Here is a 19404-nt window from a genome sequence, read left to right as displayed (position 1 = left end):
CCATGGAAACATGGGCCGGCCTCTTCTTTTTTGCATGGCTGAGGTGATGTTCCGTGCGTTGTCGAGGTCTCCAGGCGTTCCCACCTGTAGGAGATCAATCACAGAGCGAAAGAAAAAGACAATGTCCGCTATCCGCAGTGCCATCCATACCGGTTTCCTTGGTCGTGCATTCGCCGCGCTCGGCGCCGCAAATGCCGTCAGTGCCGCTGTCGAAGCCGGCCGCCGTCCGCGAGCCCGTGACCTCAAGGAACTCGGCATCGACCCGATCTCCTTCGGCCAGGTCATCCGCTAAGACCTTCAGGCATGCCTGAACGAAGCAGCCCGCAACCGGATGTTCGCGGGCTTTATTTTTGTCTGGGCGGTGGTGCCGCAACGCCGGGCGCTGCGGCATGGAATCGTCAGGCGTGAAGCTCTTCGCGCCGTTCGACCTGATCTTCCATCCGTTCACGCTTGTTGTGGCGGATGGACGACCAGAGGGACAGGCCGATCAAGGCTGCGCCGCCGAGGCCGGTGATCACCTCGGGGATATGCACCAAGGTCTGCGCATACATGATCACCGAGAGGATCAGGATGGCGTAGAAGGCGCCGTGTTCGAGGTAGCGGTATTCGGCAAGCGTTCCCTTCTCCACCAGCATGATCGTCATCGAGCGCACGTACATGGCGCCGATGCCGAGGCCGATCGCAATGACGAAGAGGTTCTGCGTCAGCGCAAAGGCGCCGATGACCCCGTCGAAAGAGAAGCTGGCGTCCAGGACCTCCAGATAGATGAAGGCGCCGAGACCGCCCTTAACGGCAGCGCTCATCGTCTGCTGCGAAGCATCGAGCAGCCCGCCGACCACCTCGACCGCGAGGAAGGTGAGCAGGCCGTAGATGGCGCAGTGGACGAAGACGGTGGCTTCCTCGCCGCTGATCAGCCAGGAGAAAACCAGCATCAGCGCCAGCACGAAGGCGATCTCGATGCCCTTGATGGTGGCGGAGCGCGCCATCACCCTTTCCAGGCCGGGAAGCCAATGGATTTCCTTCTTATGGTCGAAGAAATAGCTGAGGCCGACCATCATCAGGAAGGTGCCGCCGAAGGCTGCGATCGGCAGATGTGCATCGTTCATGATGCGGGCATATTCATCGGGTTCGCGGGCGGCCAGAACAAGCGCGTCCCAGGGACCGATCTGCGCCGCGATCGCGACGATTGCCAGCGGGAAGACGATACGCATCCCGAAGACCGCGATGACGATGCCCCAGGTGAGGAAGCGTTTCTGCCAGACCGGCGTCATCTCCTTTAGCTTGTTGGCATTGACGATGGCATTGTCGAAGGAGAGCGAGATCTCCAGTACCGCAAGCACGGTGCAGATGAAGAAGACGGTCGCCATGCCGCCGATCGTGCCTGTCGTCTGCCAGCCGAGCACGGCGCCAAGAACAAGGCCAAGGGCCGTGACGATGAAAGCCCAGCGGAAATAGCCGAGCGAGGATTTGGAGGTCTGAGGCTGGTTCATGACCGCACCTCGCGGCCGCAAAGCGGGTTGGAGATGATCGATAGGGTGGAAAAATGCGGCATGCCACAACGGGCATGCTGACAAAGCATGGTGAGCTGTTTCATCGATGAAAAATCCGCCGGCTAGGCTGCAGGCGGTACCGACATCACGAGAGCGCCGTAAAAACTCTCGCCAGAGGGGCCCGGCACCAAAGTTTCCCGCAGCCGATGTCTGGAAGGCTGCGGGACAGGCTCTAGGTAATCAACTTCCCGGGCCAGTCAAGGCCGCCCACCACACGGAAATTGGCATTTTTTGGGGAACCATCCGGCAGCCCGCCCGTTAGGCATCGGTTGAGCTTAAAAAAGGAGGCCGATGATGCACACTTCGACCCATCTTCCCGACAAACGCACCGAGGCATCCGACCGCATGAAGCGGGCGAGACCGAACCGGATGCAGAAGGCGCAGGTGCTGCCGCCACATCATGTCGACCTGACGCTTACGCCCGGCGTCTACCACGACATTCATGTGCCGGCCCATGTCACCGGCGCGGATCTTTCCAAGGGCGGTCCCGACATCAAGGGCAAGAAATAACAGGTTTTCGCAAGTCTCCAGATTTGAAACAGGGTGAGAAACATATGACCGTGAATTTTGTGCCCCGCGAGATCTTCATCCGGCACGAGAATGAATGGAAGGCTGTCCGTGAGGCGGCGGACGAACGCATCGATATCGGCCAGCGTCCAAAGCAGCCTGCTTCCTCGATTGGTCTCCCGGCGTCGGTTGGGAAAAGCGAAATTTCGGCCGCACGCACCGAATGAGCAACAGGCAGTTAATGATATGGGCGCCCGACATAGTGCCGGGCGTTTTGCTTTTCTATCGAGGTTCATGCCGATCGCCCTCAAAGATGATGGGCCACGCCAACCTTTCGGAAAGGATTGGGCGGCGATAATCCCGGCCTCACGGGAATCGGACAGATGGCCAAGACAGCGACACGAAGCCGCCGCAAGGCGCCGGCGAGAGGAAAGAGCAGGGCGCGCAGCGGCAGCGGGCTGCTGCCATGGACGGTGATCGGCGTTGCCGCGATTGCCGGCATCGCCGCCTTCGACAATTGGAAGAGCATCAAGCCGATGCTCGCCAGGCAACCCGCTGCGGTGATTCGGGAAATGGCGGAGGAGAAGTCCGCCGTCAGGAAGGATGCGCCGCCGAAGCAGGTCGCGCTCGCCGCGCCGGCGCCAAAGGTCGCGCCGGCGACGGCGGGGCCGCTGCCACCGGCTGCCATTCCCACACCGACCGTCCAGCCGGTCAAGGCGACGCCGTCCCTTTCCTCTCCCGCCTCGCCGGAGACAGGGACAGCCGCTTTCGGCTATTGTGGGCAGGGTGCCCATATCAACTGCGTCGGTGACGGCGGCGTCTTCTGGTATAAGGGCGAAAAGATCGTGATCGCCGACATGGCAAGCCCGATCGTCGACCGGGCGCGCTGCGATGACGAGCGCAGGGTCGCCTTTGCCGCCAAGGCGCGTCTGCTGGCGCTTTTGAACGCCGGACCCTTCACCATGAATGCGGCGGGCAAGACCGAGCCCTCCGGCGCGCCGCGCGTCGTCTCGCGCGACGGGCGCTCGTTCGGCACGCAACTGATCAACGAGGGGCTGGCGCGCAAGCCCGGGGCTGCCGGCGGCGCCTGGTGCGCCTGACGCTGGAGCGTTTCCGGTTCGCAAATGCGGAGGAAACGCCCTCTTCATTCCCGCGCTTTTGCCGGAATAGCCCTGCTTACTTGTCCTTCTTCACCAGCTTGCCGCCGCTGCGGAAGCTGCCGGTGAAGGCGGAATCCTTGCTTTCAGCGGTGCATTCGATGGCGAACGGCTTGCCGGCATAAGGATTGCCGAAGGTGCAGAAACCGGCGACTTTGACCTGGCCGGTCATCTTGTTGCCAACACCAGTGGTGACGAGGCTCAGCGGCAGGCGGGCATTGCCGTTGGAGGCGGGCTTGATACCGCTGCCGTCACCCTGGAAGCCGAGCGCCTTGCCGTCCGAGGTGAAGATGAAGGTCACCGTGCCGTTGGCCAGCGTGACGCTGGCAAGCTCGCTCTTGCAGCCCTTGGTGGCATCGAACTTGGCGACGACGAGCTTGGCGCACTTGCCGGAAAGCGTAATGACGCCGGGCGCACCGGGAAATGTCTCGGGGGCAGGCGCCGGCGCGGCAGAGGCCGGCAAGGCGAAGGCGGCGGAAAAAATTGCGGCTGCAACAAGCGCGGATAACTTCATTTCGATCTCAAACCCCATGTCCTAGCGAGGCGAATCGCTACCTCGCCCCCAGTTCGCCATGGCATGGCTCTGTGTCCGAATTTGGTTTCGTTATTCCTGTGGGACAAAGATTTCGCCGGCAGCCAAGCGGGCTCGGCGATCGGCCGCGGATGAGCTGGTTGCAAGGTCCTGCAACGGCAAATTCTGCATATATCGGCAACGAACCGATGCGCACGACAGTGGCAAGGCGCTCGTCGAGCGCCTGCCGTCTCGGATGCACTTCTCGTCAAGGGGAATGGGCCCAGGCAGGGAAGTCCAGGCCCATTCTTTCCCGATCGGAGGTCAAGTCAGATCAGGAATTGGTCGCTGCCGGTCTACAGCGCCGCGCGTCTTTTCAGACGCGCAAAGTGACCGGCAGCCCTTTATCAGAATGCGCGCTGCAGGCGGAAGTAGCCCGAGGTTACGTCGTCGGCATTGTCCGCATCGAGGTACTGAACCGAAACCTTTGCCGAGAGGTTCTCGACGATCTGGTAGTCGATCGTGACGCCGGCCTTCCAGGCGTTGACGTCGTCGTTGAACTCGCCAGCGGTGACACCGTAGTTGTCGTAGTACTGAACAGCCGGGGTGATCTTCAGCTTGTCGGTCGCCTTGATGGCGTATTCAGCAGCAACAGCCCATTCAGCCTTGTTGTAGTAGGCGTTCGGGTTGGTCGCGTAGACAACTGCGAGGCCGAGCGTGCCCGGGCCGACAGCAGCCGTACCCATAGCGCGGATGGCGCCTTCTTCGTTGTCTACATCGTAGCCGGCAGTGATCTGGTAGCTGAAGATACCAGCCTTGCCGCCGAGACCAACGGCAACGCCGAAGTTGTTAGCCTTTTCGCCATTGTACAACGGGCTGTCTTCCAGCTCGTCAACGCTGATGCCAGCGTAGAAGGCGTCGGTTTCGTACTGATAACGGATGGAGTTATGCAGCGTTACCGGAGAGCCGATGTCGTCGGTTTCGCCCGAAAGACCATCGTCCCACCAGCTGTAGAAGAGACCAGCGCGGAAGCCGGCGATATCGAGATAGGCCGAGTCCAGCTGGGCCTTCTGGGCCGAAGCGTTGTCAGCATTGAACTGCATGACGATAACGCCGGTCAGCGGACCGTATTCGGTGTCGCTCTTGGCCGTGAACTGAACCTGACCACGCGTGCGTGCGTCCCAGTCCGAGTCGTTGGCGACTGAACCACCACCGCCAGCGCCGATCGAGCTGGCGTGCGGAGCAACGTCAACCTGGAAACGGATGTAGCCGTTGATCTTGAGGCAGGTTTCGGTGCCCGGGATGTAGAAGTAGCCGGTGCCGTAAGCATCGCAGACGCGAACGTATTCAACCGGTTCCGGTTCGGCAGCAACGATAGCGTCAGCAGCCTGAGCGCCGGATACTGCTGCAAGTGCAGCAGCGGAGCCGAGAAGAAGGCTCTTGATGTTCATGGAATAACCTCCAGTTCAAATGCAATAGGATGAAGACCGTTGCCAATGGCAGTCCCTACGTATCTTCACCCCGTGTGATCGAAGCGGCACCTTTTTGGCTCGGCGCCTGCCTCGCTGCGGAAGTTACATAGGGGATGCTGCACTGCAACGGCATAATCGATTGTGACATTGGGCCGCACTCGCTATGTTGCTGAAACAACACAATTTTTGTCACAAAACTGTCATCTGGCCTTCCCAAAAGCCGCGCTCCTGGATGCTTGAACAATGAGGGGCTGAACCTTCGCGGCGGTATGCAATCGATGCTCGCATGAGCATATCCTCATACGCGAAAGCGCCATCACCGCGATCCGCATGAATCGAGGAAGGCGCCGGTCCCCCGGTTGTGAGGTTTAGCGGCAGACGAGCATTACAGTCGAAGTGAAGATGAAAGGGACCGAGCCGTTGACCGGCGTGGCGCCCGCAAGCTCGTCCCTTGGTGGCGTCGACCTGACGACGACGAGCTTGGCACTTTCGCCGGCAGGGAGCGCATCCCGGTGATAGGGCAGTGGCCGCAACTGCCTGTGCCCTAAAGCGCGTCGCAATCTTTCAGATTCGCTCCTCACGCTTCAGGTCTTTGTTTCTAGGCATGTCGTGATCGCAAGCGGCTACACACTTTCGTGCGACCTGCTCCAGGAATTACTCCAGGATGGCTTCCTTGCGCGCAATATTGCCGCTCACGTCGATGTCGATACCGAGCATCGTGTTGCCGGTTAGATCGACGCCATAGTCAATGAGGTTCTGTCGCGTCAGGTGGAGCATGACACGGCCGGCTTGCTCGACCGGCCTGCCCCGCATGTGGGATACGACATATTCGGTGGTGACGGAGTAACGTCCCTGCGGAAGGCTGATACCTTTTGCCAGGGAAATCTTGTCGCTGGAAACTACAAGAGTCTTACGCCGTTTGATGACCTGCGCCACGCTGAAGAACTCCTATCGGACAGGTTTATCAAACCTGTGAACCACGATGTGAAAAGGCCTCTCGATTTCTCGAAAGGCCTTGTAGATCAAGCAAACTGGATGGTGGGCGTGACAGGGATTGAACCTGTGACCCCTACGATGTCAACGTAGTGCTCTCCCGCTGAGCTACACGCCCATCCGATGGCGGCGCATAGATCACAAAACCTTCGGAGCCGTCAATAGGCTTTTTTCAGTTTTGTGACGCACCGCCCGGCAAGCCTTATGCGGCAAGCATTTTGTTGACCTCGTCGACGAGGTCGCGCAGGTGGAAAGGCTTGGAAAGGACCTTGGCATCCTTCGGCGCCTTCGAATCAGGGTTCAGCGCCACGGCGGCAAAGCCGGTGATGAACATCACCTTCAGGTCCGGGTCGAGTTCGGTGGCGCGGCGCGCCAGCTCGATGCCGTCCATTTCGGGCATGACGATATCGGTCAGCAGCAGGGAAAACGGCTCCTCGCGCAACCGGTCGTAGGCGCTGGCGCCGTTGTCGTACGAAAGGACCTTGTAACCGGCCTTTTCGAGCGCTTTCACCAGGAAACGGCGCATGTCGTTGTCGTCTTCGGCGAGAAGTATCTTCTGAGTCATTAATCCAGACCGCTGATGAATAGGTTTTGGGTGGGCTGCCAGCCGTTTACACTAGTCTTTACCCGGTAAACAACCGGTGAATTGCCTGTCTGCGACCGCCATCCCTTCTACATAGTATGGACTTGAGGCGAGGCAACTGGCAACATGGGCGAAGCAGTCAGTTCATGACATGGTAAAGAGGGCCGAAAGTGCCGGAAATACGGGAATACGAGCTTTTTGAGGTTCATGAGCCCGTGTCGCAGACCATTCCCTTCGTCTACAACTCTCCCCATAGCGGCCGGATTTATCCACCGGAATTCATCGCCCAGTCCAGGCTCGAGGGCATCGCGATTCGCCGTTCCGAGGATCATTACGTCGACGAGCTCTTCGGCTCGGCGGTAGCGCTTGGCGCACCGCTGCTTGCGGCCAACTTTCCGCGCGCCTATCTCGACGTCAACCGCGAGCCCTACGAGCTTGATCCGCGCATGTTCGACGGGCTGCTGCCGCCCTATGCCAACATCAATTCGTTGCGGGTCGCCGGCGGGCTCGGCACCATTCCACGCATCGTCGCGGAGAACATGGAAATCTATGCGCGGCGCCTGCCGGTGCAGGAGGGCCTCGATCGGGTCGAGGCGGTCTACAAGCCCTATCATGCGGCGCTGCGCCGGCTGATTGCGCGAACCCACGTGCAGTTCGGCTTCGGCGTGCTGATCGACTGCCACTCGATGCCCGGCAATGTGCGAGTCGCCGGTTGCACCGCGCGGCCCGATTTCATCATCGGTGATCGTTACGGCACCAGCGCTTCGGCTGAGCTTTCGCGCGCTGCGATCGCCATCCTCGAGGAAATGGGTTTCGCGGCGATCCGCAACAAGCCCTATGCCGGCGGCTTCATCACCGAGCATTACGGCCGGCCTTCACGCGGACTGCATGCGCTGCAGATCGAAGTGAACCGGGCGATCTATGTCGATGAGGTGACGCTGGAGAAGCGCGAGGATTTTGCTGCGGTGGCCGAGGCAGTCACCAGCTTCATGCGGCAGATGGCGGAATATGTCGAGAAATTCGCCGGCGATCGGGCGCTGGCCGCCGAATAAAGCCGCTTATCCCTACGACTTCGTTTCCCCTGGTCAAAAAAAACCGCGCTTGTGAGCGCGGCTAGTCTAGGGAGGAAACACCCAAGGAGGGTATTTACAGTCAGAAGACTGTACTGAAGAGGCTACTATTGCATTGCACAAATGTCAAGCAATATATTGCGCTGCGATATCTTTGGGCATTTGGGCCATAATTGCATTCCTGCTGCTTTTCGCTATGAAGGCGATACTCCCGCCAGCCAAACGGTGCCACCATGCTTCCTGACCGCTCGTTCTTCAACCGCCTGGCGGAGGCCGCCAAGGCCGAGACGCTACCGCGCTTCCGCTCCGGCCTCGATGTCACGAACAAGCTTTCCTCGGGTTTCGATCCGGTGACGGAGGGCGACAGGGCGGCCGAACTCGCCATCCGGGCGCTGATCGAGGAGAATTTTCCGGACCACGGCATTCTCGGCGAAGAGCACGGCAATGTCGGGCTCGATCGCGAATATGTCTGGGTGATCGATCCGATCGACGGCACGCGCGCCTTCATATCGGGCGTGCCGGTATGGGGGACGCTGATCGGCCTACAGAAGCAAGGCCGGGCGATCATGGGCATGATCGAGCAGCCGTTTACCGGCGAACGATATTTCGCCGACCAGAACGGCTCAATCTATTCCGGGCCGGAAGGCGAGCGGCGGCTGGCGACGCGCCGGTGCGATTCACTTTCCAACGCCATTCTCTTCACGACGTCGCCGCATCTCTTCACCGGGCAGGAGATGGAGAAATACCGGGAGATCGAGAGCCAGGTGCGGCTCTTCCGCTACGGATGCGACTGCTATGCCTATGCGCTGCTGGCCGCCGGCCATATCGATCTCGTCGTGGAAAACAGTCTCAAACCCTATGACGTCGGCGGCATCATTCCCGTCATCGAAGGGGCGGGGGGCATCATCACCACCTGGGACGGCGGACGGCCGGAAAATGGTGGCTCGATCATCGCTGCCGGCAGCCGGGCGGTCTACGAGCAGGCGATTGCCATCCTGCAGCGCTGAGGCCGTTTACGTGCCGAGGGCGGCGACATCCTGGTTCTCTTCGGCATCGCTGCCGGGAATGAAGGCGTGGAAGGCGGCGAGCGCTGCCGCGCGGTAAACATCCCGTTCCTGGAAGATCTCGTGGCGGGCGCCGTTGATCGGCACCAGCTGGCCGGCGCGGAAATAGCGAGAGAGCCGCTCCTGCGCCGTATAGGGCACGACGCCGTCGCGCGTCGGGGCGATGACGACGGTGGGGATGGTGATCGAGAAGAGATGGTAGGGCGAGGTGACGCGCTCTTGCGTGCGGAAGGCCTCGGTCAGCCAGCGGGCTGTGGGTGGCCCGACCGTCAGCTCGGGATGGGCCTTCATCATCGCGACATTGCGCTCGAAGCGGGCTTCGTCCGAGGTCAGCGGGTTGTCGCGGAAATCCGGTTCCTTCAGTTTCGATGTCAGCGGCATGAAGCCGAGCCCGACGGCCGTCAGCGTGCCGGCGAGCGTGCGGATGACGCGGGGCGAGGCCGCTTGTCTCGTCAGGCCGATGAAGGGAGCGGATAGTACCATGCGATCGATACGGGTGGTGAGATAGGGAGCCGCCGACAGCGCGATCAGCCCGCCCGTCGAGTGACCGAGCAGATAGAAGGGCAGGCGGGTATCCGGCAGCACCACTTTTTCGAGGAAGGTGTCGAGATCGCGCTCGTAGTCGGTGAAGTGGCGGATGTGGCCGTGGTTGCGGCGCTTGAGGAGCCGCGACGAACCGCCCTGGCCGCGCAGATCGAAGGTCGCGACCCAGAGACCCCTGGCGGTCAAGTCGCGAATCGTCTCGAAATATTTCTCGATATATTCGTTGCGTCCTTGGAGGATGACGACCGTGCCCTTAGCGACCTGCGCACTGGAACGGAAAACCGCGTAACGCAGCCGGTAGCCGTCATGGGTTTCGAAGAACCCCTCCGTGCGGTTTTCCGGGGCGGGATTGTCGGGCGTCGAATAAAGAACCTGATCCATGACTTTGCCAATGCGCCGCTGCTGACTGCTTCGCTTATCAGGGATAGCGCATGGCATCCGGCTTGGAAAGCGGTGGCGCCGGCGCGGCCGACTGCATAATTCCTCAAATCGGGATCGATTTGAGGATAAAATTATGCAGTATTTCAAAGTGTTGCAGCGTCCTTTGCGCGTCCTTTCGGACGCGCGGGGGAAAAGGGCCGGCAGGAGCATGAGGGTGCCCGCAGCCGGCCGAGTTTAAGACTGAAGAAGAAGGGACGATGCACTTCAGCCATCGGGACCAGATTTCCCCGACGCCAGATTCCTAGGCGAATGCGCCTGAACGCCTTCCGAACCGATTGTTCATGCCGGGTTCACCGGGCCGAAGGCGGCAATTTCGCGAAGGTCTTGAACTCGTCAAATCCCATCACCATCTCCATCCTGCGGGTGCCAAAAGGGCCCGTTCAGCCGTCCCGAGGCCGCCAAAAATGGGGTTTCAGGGGCATTTTATCGCAACACGTCGCTTCCACAGGAGGACATCATGCGTCACGTAGACTTCTCTCCCCTTTATCGCTCTACCGTCGGTTTCGACCGGCTCTTCACCATGCTCGACAGCCTTGCCCAGCCGGAGCAGGCGCAGACCTATCCGCCCTACAATATCGAGCGCACCGGTGAAAACACCTATCGCATCACCATGGCTGTTGCCGGTTTCGACGAGACCGAACTCTCGATCGAGGCTCATGCCCATGTGCTGGCGGTGAAGGGTGAAAAGAACGAGGAAACCCCGGAAGGTGGCGAATTCCTCTATCGCGGCATTGCCAAGCGCGCATTCGAGCGCCGTTTCCAGCTTGCCGATCATGTCGAGGTGATCGCCGCTTCGCTGAAGAACGGCCTGCTTCACATCGACCTTCTGCGCAATATTCCCGAGGCCATGAAGCCCCGCAAGATCGCGATTGCCGCCGAGCCTGTCGAGGCTCCGAAGGCCATCGAGGCGCAGGTCATCAACGGCTGATCATCGTTCCCTTACGGGTAAAACGAACGGCGCTCCCATCGGGGCGCCGTTTTTTCTTGTCGCTGCAGCGGGCCTAGTCGTTCAGGCCGGGCTGGCGGCATCCGTCATCTGCTGTTCGGTTGCGCGCCGGGCCGCGGCGGCGGCATATTTCTGGGCGATGACGGCGCAGGCCATGAGCTGGATCTGGTGGAAGAGCATCAGGGGAAGAACGATTGCGCCGATCGACTGGCCGGCAAAGATGACGTTGGCCATCGGTACGCCGCTCGCAAGGCTTTTCTTCGAGCCGCAGAAGGTGATGGTGATTTCGTCAGCCTTGTTGAAGCCCAGCCAGCGGCTGCCGAACATCGTCAAAGCAAGGACAAACGCCAGAAGGACGATGTCGGCAACGATGACGACAGCGATGTCGGCGATCGAGAAGGTGTGCCACAGCCCTTCGACGACGGCGGTGCTGAAGGCGAGATAGACGACCATCAGGATCGAGCCGCGGTCGACCGGCATCAGGATCTTCTTCTTGGCGCGGATCCAGTCGCCGATCCAGGGCTGCAGGATCTGGCCGACGATGAAGGGCGCAAGCAGCTGCAGCAGGATCTGCTGCAGCGCATCGAAGGAGAAGCCGCCATGGCCGCCGACGGAAAAGAGCAGGCCGACGAGCAACGGCGTCAGGAACATGCCAAAGATGTTGGAGGCCGAGGCGGAGCAGATGGCCGCAGGCACGTTGCCGCCCGCCATCGAGGTGAAGGCGATGGACGACTGCACCGTCGACGGCAGCACGCAGAGGAAGAGGATGCCGAGATAAAGCGGCTGCGGCAGGATCGTATCGGGGACCAATCCGAGCGCCAGGCCGAGCAGCGGGAAAATGCCGAAGGTCGTCAGCAGGATGACGAGATGCAGGCGCCAGTGCAGGAGGCCAGCAATGACGACGTCACGCGACAGGCGCGCGCCATGCAGGAAGAACAGTGCCGCAATGGCAAGATCGGTGGCGATGCCGAAATAGCCTGCAAAACTGCCGCGCGCCGGAAGCAGCGAAGCAAGAATGACGGTGCAGACGAGCAGGATCGTGAAGGTATCGGGCAGAAAGCGGCGCATGGCGGTCTCGCGGCATAGTAAATAGTCATTGTTCTGTCGTCCATTATGATCCAGGATGCAAGGAATAACAGTTATCGAGAAACTGGATTTTCTATGCTGGATCTTTCGCAACTTCGCAGTTTCATCGCCGTCGAACAGATGGGCAGTTTCACGCTCGCCGCAGAAAGGCTGGGCCTCGGGCAATCGACGGTCAGCCAGCACATCCAGCGGCTGGAGACCACGCTCGGGCGCAGGCTTCTCGCGCGCGACACACACAAGGTAATGCTGACCGGTGACGGCGAGGCGCTGCTTTCGCATGCGCGCGCCATGCTTCAGATCGAGGGCCAGGTCCAGTCGCTGTTCAGGAGCAACAGCCTGCGCGGCAGCCTGCGGCTCGGCGTGTCGGAGGATTTCGTCACCAGCCAGCTGCCGGCAGTGCTGGAGGATTTCGTTCGTTCACATCCTTCCGTCGACCTGGAGCTGACCGTGGCGCTTTCCGGCGTCCTTTACGAGATGCAGGACAATGGCGAGATCGATCTGGTGCTCGCCAAGCGCCGGCTTGGCGATGCGCGGGGAAAACTGGTCTATCGCGAGCCGCTCGTCTGGCTGGCGCGCGATCCGGAGCATGTGCTCGCCTCCGGTCTCCTGCCGCTCATCGCCTTTCCGCCGCCAAGCGTCACACGGGCGATCGCGCTGGAGGCGCTCGGACGAAATGGCGTGGCGTGGCGGATCGTCTGCACCTGCGGCAGCCTGAGCGGGCTGACGGCGGCGGCACGAGCCGGCATGGGCGTGCTGGTGCAGCCACGCAGCATGGCGCCGTCAGGGCTGAAGGAGATCGCCGCGGGAAAGTTGCCGCTGCTGGAGGATGTGGAATTCGTGCTGGTGCCGCGCAAGGGAGCCGATCAGGCGCTGGTCTCGGCGCTTTCGGAAGATATCCTGCAGAAGGTGCGAAGATTGAAGTCAGGGTGACCCTTGCCGTCACCGAAACACTCGCCGCGCCGGCAGGCCATTTCGACTGGCGCTCAGGCGGAGAGGCACTTCAGGAAGCTGTCCACATCGGCTTCCGTCGTCGCGAAGCTGGTGACGAGGCGGATCAGAGCCTCGCTTTTGGAAGCGAGTTCCGGCATTGCTGCGGGGATGGGCCATTCATAGAATTTGGCACCCCTTTCCTCCGCGGTCTTTGCAGCGCTTTTGCTGACGATGGCAAAGACTTCGTTGGATGCGGTCGGCCAGGCAAGGCGGGCGGCACTGCTTGCGCCGATGCCGGCGCGCAACCGGTCGGCCATGCCGTTCGAATGGCGGGCGAGATCGAGCCAGAGGCCGTTTTCAAAATAGGCATCGAACTGGGCGGCGATGAAGCGGGACTTGGAGAAGAGCTGGGCGGCACGCTTGCGGATGAAGGGCATTTCCTTTGCCTGATCCGGATTGAAGAAGACAATCGCCTCCGCGCACCAGCAGCCGTTCTTGGTGCCGCCGAAAGAAAGCATGTCGACGCCGCGCTTCCAGGTCATCTCGGCCGGCGTTGCGCCAAGCGCCACCAGCGCATTGGCGAAGCGGGCGCCGTCCATGTGGAGCGGCAGATTGCGCTTTCTTGATATGGCGGCGATCTCGCCGATCTCCGGCAGCGAATAGACGGTGCCGATCTCGGTCGCCTGGGTGATCGTCACCGCGCTGGCGCGGCCATGGCGGAGGGCGTCCTCGGGAAAGTTCGCGATCCTTGCGGAAAGCTTGGCCGGATCGATCTTGCCGGCTTCGCCATCGACGGCAACGAGGCGGGCGGAGCCGGAGAAGAACTCCGGTGCGCCGCATTCATCCTCGATCACATGAGATTCCGCATGGCAGAAAGTGATCCCGCCGGGGCGCTGGACACTTGCCAGCGACAGGGAATTGGCGGCGGTGCCGGTGGCGACGAAGAAAACGGAAACCTCACGCTCGAAGATTTCGGAAAAGCGGGCTTCGACCTTCTTGTCGAGGTCACCGGCGCCATAGGCTGGGGCAAAGCCGCTCGATTCCGTCAGCAGGCGTTCGGCAATGGATCTGTGGGCGCCGGCCCAATTATCGGAAGCAAAGAACATGGGGGAAACCGTGGAAAGGAAGGGTCGGGCGGGTTCGGGAGCGGAGATTAAGCGAAAGCTTCACAGGATCAAGGTCGTCTCTCCAGACACATCACAGAAATTGAACTACGCAATCAAAAAACAAAATGATCATGCTTTTCGTAATTTTATTTCGCCTGACATGCTGCTGCGGTAATCTTCCGTCGCAAATTGACGTTTTTTGATGGCGCGCTCTTGCGGAGCCGGATGCTTTCTGGCATAGAACAGATGAATTAGGACAGTGTTGCTGTCCTATTTTGGCCTTTGCGGCCGAAGAAGCGCCGAAAGCCCTGGAACAGAACGGCTTTCACGCTATAGTTCTTCCGAGCGCCAAACCCCATGGACGGGCGGCGCGCGGAGGCGAATGGCAGGCGCGGAACGCGACGGTTTGCTTTCCCAAGCAGATGTCTGCGACCGATCTTCACAATGCAACAGCGCTGTCATGCGCCGGACCTATTTTCGGGTTGCGGCGCGGGACGAAAAGCCGCCCGCAGCCCCGCGGGCTTCGACAGGAGGAAAGACGATGACGAAGACGCCATCCATGGAATTTGACCGGTTCGCTGCTGCCAAGGTGCGCGCGACGGCCAATATGTCCAAATCCGCCTCCGGCCTGCCGAAGAAACAAGGCCTCTATGATCCGCGCAACGAACATGATGCCTGCGGTGTCGGCTTCGTCGCGCATCTGAAGGGTGAGAAGTCGCATCAGATCGTCAAGGACGGTCTCTTCATCCTCGAGAACCTGACGCATCGCGGCGCCGTCGGCGCCGATCCGCTGATGGGTGACGGCGCCGGCATTCTGGTGCAGATCCCCGACGGGTTCTTCCGCGAGGAGATGGCCGCGCAGGGCATCACCTTGCCGCCGGTCGGCGAATATGGCGTCGGCCATATCTTCATGCCGCGCGACGAAAAGCAGATCGAGCACTTCAAGAAGGTGATCAAGGACGTCATCGTCGAAGAAGGCCAAGTCTTCATCGGTTTCCGCGATGTGCCTGTTGATAACTCCTCGCTTTCCAAGGCGCCTGACATCGCCGCGACCGAGCCGCACCACGTGCAGGTCTTCATCGGCGCCGGTGAGGATGCCGAAAACAACGACGAGTTCGAGCGCCGGCTGTTCACGCTGCGCAAAGTGATCTCCAATCGCATCTATGATGAGTTCGACGGCGAGGAGAGCAACTTTTATCCGGTATCGCTGTCGTCGGCGACGGTGGTCTACAAGGGCATGTTCCTGGCCTATCAGGTCGGCGCCTATTATAAGGACCTCTCGGATCCGCGTTTCCAAAGCGCGGTCGCTCTCGTGCACCAGCGCTTCTCGACCAACACCTTCCCATCGTGGAAGCTTGCGCATCCCTATCGCATGGTCGCTCACAACGGCGAGATCAACACGCTGCGCGGCAACGTCAACTGGATGGCGGCGCGGCAGGCGTCGGTCTCCTCGCCGCTGTTCGGCGAGGATATCTCCAAGCTCTGGCCGATTTCCTACGAAGGACAGTCGGACACGGCCTGCTTCGACAATGCGCTCGAATTCCTGGTGCGCGGCGGTTATTCGCTGGCGCATGCGGTGATGATGCTGATCCCGGAGGCCTGGGCCGGCAACCAGTCGATGGCCGCCGAACGCAAGGCTTTCTACGAATATCACGCTGCGCTGATGGAGCCGTGGGACGGCCCGGCTGCCGTCGCCTTCACCGACGGCCGGCAGATTGGTGCTACTCTCGACCGCAACGGCCTGCGGCCGGCGCGCTACCTCGTCACCGACGACGACCGTGTCATCATGGCGTCCGAGGCCGGCGTGCTGCCCGTTCCGGAAGAAAAAATCATCCAGAAGTGGCGCCTGCAGCCGGGCAAGATGCTGCTGATCGACATGGAAGAAGGCCGCATCATCTCCGACGACGAGGTGAAGTCGCAGCTTGCGACGGCGCATCCCTATCGCAGCTGGCTCGATCGCACCCAGCTCATCCTCGAAGAGCTGAAGCCGGTGGAGCCGCGGGCGCTGCGCCGCGACGTGTCGCTGCTCGACCGTCAGCAGGCCTTCGGCTACACGACCGAGGATACCCGCATCCTGATGTCGCCGATGGCGACGACGGGGCAGGAGGCGATCGGCTCGATGGGCACAGACACGCCGATCTCGGCGATGTCGGAAAAGCCGAAGCTGCTTTACACCTATTTCAAGCAGAACTTCGCGCAGGTGACCAACCCGCCGATCGATCCGATCCGCGAGGAACTGGTGATGAGCCTTGTCTCCTTCATCGGCCCGCGTCCGAACATTCTCGACCATGAAGGCATGGCGAACGCCAAGCGCCTCGAGGTGCGCCAGCCGATCCTGACCAACGGCGATCTCGAAAAGATTCGCTCGATCGGCCATACGGAAGACCGTTTCGACACCAAGACGCTCGATTTCACCTATGATATCGAGCGTGGCGCCGAAGGCATGCCTGAGATGCTCGACCGGCTCTGCGAGCGTGCGGAGGCGGCGGTCAAGGGCGGCTACAACATCATCGTGCTTTCCGACCGTCAGATCGGGCCTGACCGGATCGCCATTCCGGCGCTGCTGGCGACCGCTGCCGTGCACCACCACCTGATCCGCAAGGGGCTTCGCACCTCGGTCGGTCTCGTGGTTGAGACCGGCGAGCCGCGCGAAGTGCATCATTTCTGCTTGCTTGCCGGCTACGGCGCCGAGGCGATCAACCCTTATCTCGCCTTTGACACGCTGCTCGACATGCATGCCAAGGGCGAATTCCCGAAGGAAGTGGATGCCTCCGAGGTCGTCTACCGCTACATCAAGGCGGTCGGCAAAGGTATCCTCAAGGTCATGTCGAAGATGGGCATCTCGACCTATCAGTCCTATTGCGGCGCGCAGATCTTCGATGCGATCGGCCTCGCATCGGAACTCGTCGACAAGTATTTCTTCGGAACTGCGACGATGATCGAAGGCATCGGCCTTGAAGCGATCGCCGCAGAGACCGTCGCCCGTCATACCGCAGCCTTCGGCAAGGATCCGCTGCTTGCGACGACGCTCGATATCGGCGGTGAATATGCCTACCGCATGCGCGGCGAAAGCCACGCCTGGACGCCGGATGCGGTTGCCGCCCTCCAGCATGCCGTGCGCGGCAATGCCGAGGACCGCTACCGCGAATTCGCCGACATGGTGAACAACTCGGCGCTGCGCATGAACACGATCCGCGGGCTGTTCAACATCAAGAGCGCCGAGGCGCTCGGCCGCAAGCCAGTATCGATCGACGAGGTCGAGCCGGCGGTCGATATCGTCAAGCGTTTCTCGACGGGGGCGATGTCCTTCGGCTCGATCTCGAGGGAGGCGCATACGACGCTGGCGATCGCCATGAACCGGATCGGCGGCAAGTCGAACACCGGCGAGGGCGGCGAGGAATCCGACCGCTATATGCCGTTGCACGACGGTTCGATGAACCCGGAACGCTCGGCGATCAAGCAGATCGCGTCGGGCCGCTTCGGCGTCACCACCGAATATCTCGTCAATGCCGATGTGCTTCAGATCAAGGTGGCGCAGGGCGCAAAGCCGGGCGAAGGCGGCCAGCTGCCGGGCCACAAGGTCGACGCGACCGTTGCCAAGACCCGCCACTCGACGCCGGGCGTCGGCCTGATTTCGCCGCCGCCGCACCACGACATCTATTCGATCGAAGATCTGGCGCAGCTGATCTACGACCTGAAGAACGTCAACCCGACCGCTGACGTTTCGGTCAAGCTCGTCTCGGAAGTCGGCGTCGGCACGGTTGCAGCTGGTGTCGCCAAGGCGCGCGCCGACCATATCACCGTTGCCGGCTTCGACGGCGGCACGGGTGCCTCGCCGCTGACCTCGCTGAAGCATGCCGGCAGTCCCTGGGAGATTGGCCTTGCCGAAACCCAGCAGACGCTGGTGCTGAACGGCCTGCGTTCGCGCGTCGCGCTGCAGGTAGACGGCGGCCTGAAGACCGGCCGCGACGTCATCATCGGGGCGTTGCTCGGCGCCGACGAGTTCGGCTTCGCCACCGCGCCGCTGATCGCGGCCGGCTGCATCATGATGCGCAAGTGCCATCTCAACACCTGTCCGGTGGGTGTGGCGACGCAGGACCCTGTGCTGCGCAAGCGCTTCAAGGGCACGCCGGAGCACGTCATCAACTACTTCTTCTTCGTCGCCAACGAAGTGCGCGAAATCCTCGCCTCGCTCGGGTTCACCCGGCTTGACGACATCATCGGCGCCTCGGAGCTCCTGGAGAAGGACGAGATGCTGGCGCACTGGAAGGCAAAGGGCCTCGACTTCAGCCGCATCTTCCACAAGGTCGATGCTCCGAAGCAGGAGACGTTCTGGACGAGCCGGCAGCAGCATCCGATCGACGATATTCTCGACCGTGTGCTGATCGAGCAGGCTCAGCCGGCGCTGACCGCCAAGACCCCCGTTGCCTTCGAGGTCGGCATCAGGAACGTCGACCGTTCGGCGGGCGCGATGCTTTCCGGCGAGGTCGCCAAGCGCTTCAATCATCGCGGGCTGAAGGAAGACACGATCAATGTGACGCTTCGTGGCACGGCGGGGCAGAGCTTCGGCGCCTTCCTGGCGCGCGGCGTCACTTTCAACCTGATCGGCGACGGCAACGACTATGTCGGCAAGGGGCTTTCGGGCGGCAAGATCATCATCCGGCCGCCGGAGAATTCGAGGATCGTGGCCGAGAACTCGATCATCGTCGGCAACACCGTGCTTTACGGTGCGACCGAGGGCGAATGCTATTTCCGCGGCGTGGCGGGCGAACGTTTCGCCGTGCGCAATTCGGGCGCGATCGCCATCGTCGAAGGTGTCGGTGACCATGGCTGCGAATACATGACCGGCGGCGTCGTCGTCGTGCTCGGTGCCACGGGCCGCAATTTCGCGGCCGGCATGTCCGGTGGTGTCGCCTATGTGCTCGATGAAACCGGCGATTTCGCCAGCCGCTGCAACATGGCGATGGTCGAGCTCGAACCGGTTCCCGAGGAGGATGATATGCTGGAGAAGCTGCATCATCACGGCGGCGATCTCATGCACAAGGGGCGTGTCGACGTCTCCGGTGACATGACCCGCCATGATGAAGAGCGCCTCTACCAGCTGATCTCCAACCATCTGCACTACACGGACTCCGCCCGCGCCAAGCAGATCCTCGACAACTGGGCCGACTACCGTCCGAAGTTCCGCAAGGTCATGCCGGTCGAATACCGGCGTGCGCTCGAGGAAATGGAACGCAGCCGGATGGGCATTGCGGCGGAGTGATTTGCACGGTGCCATCCGTCACCTGCTGAGCTGGTGTGACGGATGGCGAATATCTCGATGACCCGTGACGATGGCGGAAAGCCATCCAGATCACGCGGGATCCTTCAGGGGATATGCGCCAATGACGGTCGAGAGAAAGCAACCCGCCCGGGATACCGGGACTGATGACAGACAACTGGCCG

The 19404-nt window shown here is 61.3% G+C and carries 17 protein-coding genes and 1 tRNA gene; 9 read left to right on the top strand and 9 right to left on the bottom strand.

Translation table 11 applies throughout. The features are described from left to right. Positions 1–121: 121 nt before the first annotated feature. Positions 122–292, top strand: coding sequence for a hypothetical protein (locus EFB14_RS32935; RefSeq protein WP_164737541.1), 171 nt, complete (start codon positions 122–124; stop codon positions 290–292). 106 nt (positions 293–398) lie between these two features. Here EFB14_RS32935 and EFB14_RS16620 read toward each other — a convergent pair whose 3' ends face one another. After that, a complete protein-coding gene (locus EFB14_RS16620) occupies positions 399–1490 on the bottom strand; it encodes a DUF475 domain-containing protein (protein WP_126827174.1) in 1092 nt (363 codons plus the stop codon). 351 nt (positions 1491–1841) lie between these two features. On the opposite strand from EFB14_RS16620, the gene EFB14_RS16615 reads away from it, so the two are divergent. The 3 genes from EFB14_RS16615 (at position 1842) to EFB14_RS16605 (ending at position 3157) form a co-directional block, all read left to right on the top strand. Next, a complete protein-coding gene (locus EFB14_RS16615; protein ID WP_125848655.1) occupies positions 1842–2060 on the top strand; it encodes a hypothetical protein in 219 nt (72 codons plus the stop codon). Between the two features lie 44 nt (positions 2061–2104). After that, the gene (locus tag EFB14_RS16610; RefSeq protein ID WP_125848657.1) at positions 2105–2284 is read left to right on the top strand and encodes a hypothetical protein; all 180 of its coding nucleotides are present in this window, start codon (positions 2105–2107) and stop codon (positions 2282–2284) included. 156 nt (positions 2285–2440) lie between these two features. Further along, the gene (locus EFB14_RS16605) at positions 2441–3157 is read left to right on the top strand and encodes a hypothetical protein (protein ID WP_126827172.1); all 717 of its coding nucleotides are present in this window, start codon (positions 2441–2443) and stop codon (positions 3155–3157) included. A 76-nt stretch (positions 3158–3233) separates the two neighbouring features. On the opposite strand, the gene EFB14_RS16600 is transcribed toward EFB14_RS16605, so the two are convergent. The 5 genes from EFB14_RS16600 to cpdR1 all read right to left on the bottom strand — a co-directional run bounded on the left by EFB14_RS16600 (position 3234) and on the right by cpdR1 (position 6755). Then, positions 3234–3728, bottom strand: coding sequence for a hypothetical protein (locus EFB14_RS16600; RefSeq protein ID WP_245438251.1), 495 nt, complete (start codon positions 3726–3728; stop codon positions 3234–3236). Between the two features lie 404 nt (positions 3729–4132). Beyond that, positions 4133–5176, bottom strand: a complete 1044-nt coding sequence (locus EFB14_RS16595) for a porin (RefSeq protein ID WP_126827167.1) — start codon at positions 5174–5176, stop codon at positions 4133–4135. A gap of 675 nt (positions 5177–5851) precedes the next feature. Beyond that, positions 5852–6133, bottom strand: a complete 282-nt coding sequence (locus tag EFB14_RS16590) for a hypothetical protein (RefSeq protein WP_126827165.1) — start codon at positions 6131–6133, stop codon at positions 5852–5854. Between the two features lie 100 nt (positions 6134–6233). After that, positions 6234–6308: transfer RNA gene (locus EFB14_RS16585), tRNA-Val, on the bottom strand. 84 nt (positions 6309–6392) lie between these two features. Next, entirely contained in the window at positions 6393–6755 is a 363-nt protein-coding gene (cpdR1, locus tag EFB14_RS16580; RefSeq protein WP_003542883.1) for a response regulator CpdR1, read from the bottom strand. Between the two features lie 188 nt (positions 6756–6943). Here cpdR1 and EFB14_RS16575 point away from each other — a divergent pair, with 188 nt between their 5' ends. Next, positions 6944–7825, top strand: a complete 882-nt coding sequence (locus EFB14_RS16575; protein WP_126827163.1) for an N-formylglutamate amidohydrolase — start codon at positions 6944–6946, stop codon at positions 7823–7825. Between the two features lie 251 nt (positions 7826–8076). After that, positions 8077–8850: a histidinol-phosphatase gene (gene hisN / locus EFB14_RS16570; RefSeq protein ID WP_126827161.1), complete on the top strand. Its 774-nt coding sequence runs from the start codon at positions 8077–8079 to the stop codon at positions 8848–8850. Between the two features lie 6 nt (positions 8851–8856). Here the strand turns inward: hisN and EFB14_RS16565 are convergent, their stop codons facing one another. Beyond that, positions 8857–9831 carry an alpha/beta fold hydrolase gene (locus tag EFB14_RS16565; RefSeq protein WP_126827159.1) on the bottom strand — a complete coding sequence of 325 codons (975 nt, stop codon included), beginning with the start codon at positions 9829–9831 and terminating at the stop codon, positions 8857–8859. Positions 9832–10348: 517 nt separating this feature from the next. Between EFB14_RS16565 and EFB14_RS16560 the strand changes: the two genes are divergently transcribed. Continuing rightward, positions 10349–10819, top strand: a complete 471-nt coding sequence (locus EFB14_RS16560; RefSeq protein WP_126827157.1) for an Hsp20 family protein — start codon at positions 10349–10351, stop codon at positions 10817–10819. Positions 10820–10900: 81 nt separating this feature from the next. Here the strand turns inward: EFB14_RS16560 and EFB14_RS16555 are convergent, their stop codons facing one another. Further along, on the bottom strand, positions 10901–11905 hold the full coding sequence (locus EFB14_RS16555) for a bile acid:sodium symporter family protein (protein ID WP_126827155.1): 1005 nt from the start codon (positions 11903–11905) through the stop codon (positions 10901–10903). Between the two features lie 93 nt (positions 11906–11998). Here EFB14_RS16555 and EFB14_RS16550 point away from each other — a divergent pair, with 93 nt between their 5' ends. Continuing rightward, positions 11999–12853, top strand: coding sequence for a LysR family transcriptional regulator (locus tag EFB14_RS16550; protein ID WP_126827153.1), 855 nt, complete (start codon positions 11999–12001; stop codon positions 12851–12853). 53 nt (positions 12854–12906) lie between these two features. On the opposite strand, the gene EFB14_RS16545 is transcribed toward EFB14_RS16550, so the two are convergent. Beyond that, a complete protein-coding gene (locus EFB14_RS16545; RefSeq protein ID WP_126827150.1) occupies positions 12907–13959 on the bottom strand; it encodes a threonine aldolase family protein in 1053 nt (350 codons plus the stop codon). Between the two features lie 541 nt (positions 13960–14500). Between EFB14_RS16545 and gltB the strand changes: the two genes are divergently transcribed. Then, a complete protein-coding gene (gene gltB / locus EFB14_RS16540) occupies positions 14501–19222 on the top strand; it encodes a glutamate synthase large subunit (RefSeq protein WP_126827148.1) in 4722 nt (1573 codons plus the stop codon). Positions 19223–19404: the final 182 nt, after the last annotated feature.

Source organism: Rhizobium fabae, assembly GCF_003985135.1.
GTDB lineage: Bacteria > Pseudomonadota > Alphaproteobacteria > Rhizobiales > Rhizobiaceae > Rhizobium > Rhizobium pisi.
Note: the sequence above shows the minus strand (reverse complement) of the source record. Positions and strands in the feature narration are given on the sequence as shown.

Bases quoted from the DNA above. Each gene is read 5' to 3' on its own strand.
- EFB14_RS32935 (WP_164737541.1), top strand. From the start codon at position 122: ATGTCCGCTATCCGCAGTGCCATCCATACCGGTTTCCTTGGTCGTGCA.
- EFB14_RS16620 (WP_126827174.1), bottom strand. From the start codon at position 1,490: ATGAACCAGCCTCAGACCTCCAAATCCTCGCTCGGCTATTTCCGCTGG.
- EFB14_RS16615 (WP_125848655.1), top strand. From the start codon at position 1,842: ATGATGCACACTTCGACCCATCTTCCCGACAAACGCACCGAGGCATCC.
- EFB14_RS16610 (WP_125848657.1), top strand. From the start codon at position 2,105: ATGACCGTGAATTTTGTGCCCCGCGAGATCTTCATCCGGCACGAGAAT.
- EFB14_RS16605 (WP_126827172.1), top strand. From the start codon at position 2,441: ATGGCCAAGACAGCGACACGAAGCCGCCGCAAGGCGCCGGCGAGAGGA.
- EFB14_RS16600 (WP_245438251.1), bottom strand. From the start codon at position 3,728: ATGAAGTTATCCGCGCTTGTTGCAGCCGCAATTTTTTCCGCCGCCTTC.
- EFB14_RS16595 (WP_126827167.1), bottom strand. From the start codon at position 5,176: ATGAACATCAAGAGCCTTCTTCTCGGCTCCGCTGCTGCACTTGCAGCA.
- cpdR1 (WP_003542883.1), bottom strand. From the start codon at position 6,755: ATGACTCAGAAGATACTTCTCGCCGAAGACGACAACGACATGCGCCGT.
- hisN (WP_126827161.1), top strand. From the start codon at position 8,077: ATGCTTCCTGACCGCTCGTTCTTCAACCGCCTGGCGGAGGCCGCCAAG.
- EFB14_RS16565 (WP_126827159.1), bottom strand. From the start codon at position 9,831: ATGGATCAGGTTCTTTATTCGACGCCCGACAATCCCGCCCCGGAAAAC.
- EFB14_RS16560 (WP_126827157.1), top strand. From the start codon at position 10,349: ATGCGTCACGTAGACTTCTCTCCCCTTTATCGCTCTACCGTCGGTTTC.
- EFB14_RS16555 (WP_126827155.1), bottom strand. From the start codon at position 11,905: ATGCGCCGCTTTCTGCCCGATACCTTCACGATCCTGCTCGTCTGCACC.
- EFB14_RS16550 (WP_126827153.1), top strand. From the start codon at position 11,999: ATGCTGGATCTTTCGCAACTTCGCAGTTTCATCGCCGTCGAACAGATG.
- EFB14_RS16545 (WP_126827150.1), bottom strand. From the start codon at position 13,959: ATGTTCTTTGCTTCCGATAATTGGGCCGGCGCCCACAGATCCATTGCC.
- gltB (WP_126827148.1), top strand. From the start codon at position 14,501: ATGACGAAGACGCCATCCATGGAATTTGACCGGTTCGCTGCTGCCAAG.